This window comes from Lentisphaerota bacterium (assembly GCA_016873675.1).
Classification (GTDB): domain Bacteria; phylum Verrucomicrobiota; class Kiritimatiellia; order RFP12; family JAAYNR01; genus VGWG01.
This window is the reverse complement of record VGWG01000195.1, coordinates 1-2,773: the sequence shown is the minus strand read 5'-3', so window position 1 is coordinate 2,773 and position 2,773 is coordinate 1. Positions and strand designations below refer to the sequence as shown.

Sequence of the window (2,773 nt, the reverse complement as noted above, 5' to 3'; positions counted from 1 at the left end):
CCCGGTTGGAAAGGGCGAGCGGCAACCCGTCGGCATAGCCTGCTGAGATAGTGCCGACGCGCGTGGCCTGAGGCAGACGGTAGCTGAGCCCGTAGCCGATGGTGGAGCCTGCCGGAAGCGTGCGCGTGGCGGTCAGCCGGGTCTTCAGCGTCAGCACGGGCGCGAGGTCGAGCACGCGCATCCCCTCGGTGTCAAACGATCCGTGCAGGTTGATCCCCGTCCGGACGAGATTGAACGGCGGACGAAAGGCCTCCGGGACGTTGTTGATCGCGTCGCTGTTGGCGACGTGGCGTTTGGGAAAACACAGGCCGGCGGCGGAGAGGGTATCCAGCAACTCGGTGAAACGGCGGATCTGTTCGCGCGTAAACGCGCTGCCGGCCTGATACGCCACGGGAAAGTGCGTGTAAATGCCATCGGCAGTCAAGCCGGGGAGGCGGCACGCGGCCTGGATCGTCTCCGCCGCCTCGCCGATGAGTATGCCGAGCCGTCCCATGCCGGTATCGACCTTGAAGTGGACGGTGGCGGCGCGGCCCTGCCGGATCGCTTCGCGGCTGATCGCGCGGGCGGTGTCGAGGTCGGTGACGGGTAGCACGACGTCCGCGGCGACCAGTTCCGGGATTTCGTCGGGCAGCACGCTGCCGAGAATGTGGATCGGAATGCCGAGGTCGAGCAGGGCGAAGGCCTCATGGGGTTCGGCAATGCCGAACGCGGCCACCCCTTCTTGCGCGAGCGCCCCGGCGATCGGACGCACGCCGAGGCCGTAGGCATTCGCCTTCAGCACGGCCATCACGGCGCAGGGCGAGACGGCCCGGGCGATATGGCGGTAATTGGTGCGCAAGGTGTCGAGGCTGATGTCGAGCCACACACGGCGCGGGGTGGAACAGGATGGTCTGGGTATGTTCATCGTTGGGCGATTACGGAACGTGGATGATCAGAAACACAGGGTTGGGACACGGGGTGGGGTGGTGGGGGAGTCTCACAGGGGTTCGATGCCGCTAAGCTTGAGCCGCGTGCGGTTGTGGAGGTGGCAGATGGCGAGCGCGAGGGCATCGGCTTCGTCCTCCTGCGGGAGTTCGGGAAGGTTCAGCAGGGTCATCACCATCCGCTGCATCTGTCCCTTCACTGCGCCTCCGAAGCCGACCACCGCCTGCTTGACGCGGCGCGGCTCGTATTCATAGACCGGGATTCCATGGCGGGCACACTGACCGATCAGCACGCCGCGGGCATGACCCAGGATCAGCGTCGTGTGGATGTTCTTGGAAAAGAACACGCCCTCGATGGCGGCTGCCTGAGGATGGCAGGATACGATCTGCTCGCAGACCGCATCCTCCAGGGCGACCAGGCAGGCCGACAGCGGACGCGCCGCAGGGTTGCGCACCCGCCCGTGCCAGACGGATCTCATGCGCGATCCCTCCGCCTCGACAATGCCCAGACCGGTTGATCGCAGTGACGCGTCAATCCCCAAAATCCGCAAAGAGTCAGGCGGCGTGTTCATACGGCGCCCCACTATAATCAACCCGCCCCCCGCGTGCAAGGCCAAATCGGTTTTACATGGCTGAATGAATGCGCTATACTCGCCACATTTCTCCACTTTCGACTATCCCGCCAATGCCGTGATTTTCCTGACGGGTGCCACGGCGATAGCATCCGATTATGGAAAGAGGACCTCATGGGACAGGTGTTAATTACAGGGGCTTTTGGGTTTGTGGGGACCCACCTGTCGGCCTGGCTGGCAGAGCGGGGCAGGGGAGTCTGGGCGCTGGATGTGGCCGGGGCCGCTCCCGCGTCGGGAGGCGCGTATGCGCGGCTGTTTACGTGGAAGGATCTGGAGCGGGTGCCTTGGGACGAGGTGGATGCGGTGGTGCATCTGGCGGGAAAAGCGCATGACACCCGGCGCACCGCCGACCCCCAAAGCTATTTCGACATCAACGCGGGGCTGACCGAAAAAATCGTGCGACGGATTGTGGACGCCGCACCGCCTCGCCCCATCCGATTCATCCTGTTCAGTTCTGTCAAGGCGTGCGCCGATGCGGTTGACGGCGTGCTCACGGAAGACTCGGCGCCCGCCCCGCAGACACCCTACGGAAAGAGCAAGCTGGAGGCGGAACGGATCGTCCGGGAGGCCGCCGCCGCACACCCTCTGGCCCTGTGCGGCGTGATTCTGCGACCCTGCATGATTCACGGTCCGGGAAACAAGGGGAATCTCAATCTGTTGTACACGCTCGTGCAAAAAGGGGCGCCATGGCCGCTGGGCGGGTTTGACAACCGGCGCTCGTTCGCCTCGATCGAGAACGTCTGCGCGGTGGTCGAAGGGCTGCTGGCCGGAATAGGAGCGTCCGGGATCTACCAGGTGGCCGATGACGAGACCCTCTCGACGAACGAGCTGATCTCTTTGATGGCCGAAACATTGGGTCAGTCGGCCAGAATCTGGAGGGTGCCGGCCGGCTGGATCAGGCTGGCGGCGCGGGTCGGCGACGTGTTGCGGCTGCCGCTCAACAGCGAGAGGCTGCGAAAGCTGACGGAGTCCTACGTGGTTTCAAACCTCAAGATCAAATCCGCGCTGGGTTGGAAAACGATGCCGGTATCAGCGCGGGCGGCGATGAAACTGACATTGAAGAAGCTGTAAGAGGAACATTTGAGGGGGCTACCAATAACGTCGCATAATATATGTTATGTAAAGTCTTGCTCCGTCTTTTCGAATAATTGCCTGAAAACAAAGGGCATCAACTGATCATCATCATCTGACGCAATTCGGTGAGCCGCGCTTCAATCT

Annotated in this window: 3 protein-coding genes; 1 reads left to right on the top strand and 2 read right to left on the bottom strand. The window is 63.0% G+C overall.

The features are described 5' to 3' along the window. A partial coding sequence (alr, locus tag FJ222_12590; protein MBM4165258.1) for an alanine racemase occupies window positions 1-904 on the bottom strand: 904 nt, incomplete at its 3' end. Window positions 905-976: 72 nt separating this feature from the next. Next, entirely contained in the window at window positions 977-1,495 is a 519-nt protein-coding gene (gene ruvC / locus FJ222_12585) for a crossover junction endodeoxyribonuclease RuvC (protein MBM4165257.1), read from the bottom strand. Window positions 1,496-1,669: 174 nt separating this feature from the next. On the opposite strand from ruvC, the gene FJ222_12580 reads away from it, so the two are divergent. Further along, window positions 1,670-2,626 (top strand): NAD-dependent epimerase/dehydratase family protein, encoded by a 957-nt coding sequence (locus tag FJ222_12580; protein ID MBM4165256.1) that lies wholly within the window; start codon window positions 1,670-1,672, stop codon window positions 2,624-2,626. Window positions 2,627-2,773: the final 147 nt, after the last annotated feature.

Excerpts from the sequence above, each read along its gene's own strand:
- ruvC (MBM4165257.1), bottom strand. The coding sequence starts at position 1,495 with ATGAACACGCCGCCTGACTCTTTGCGGATTTTGGGGATTGACGCGTCA.
- FJ222_12580 (MBM4165256.1), top strand. The coding sequence starts at position 1,670 with ATGGGACAGGTGTTAATTACAGGGGCTTTTGGGTTTGTGGGGACCCAC.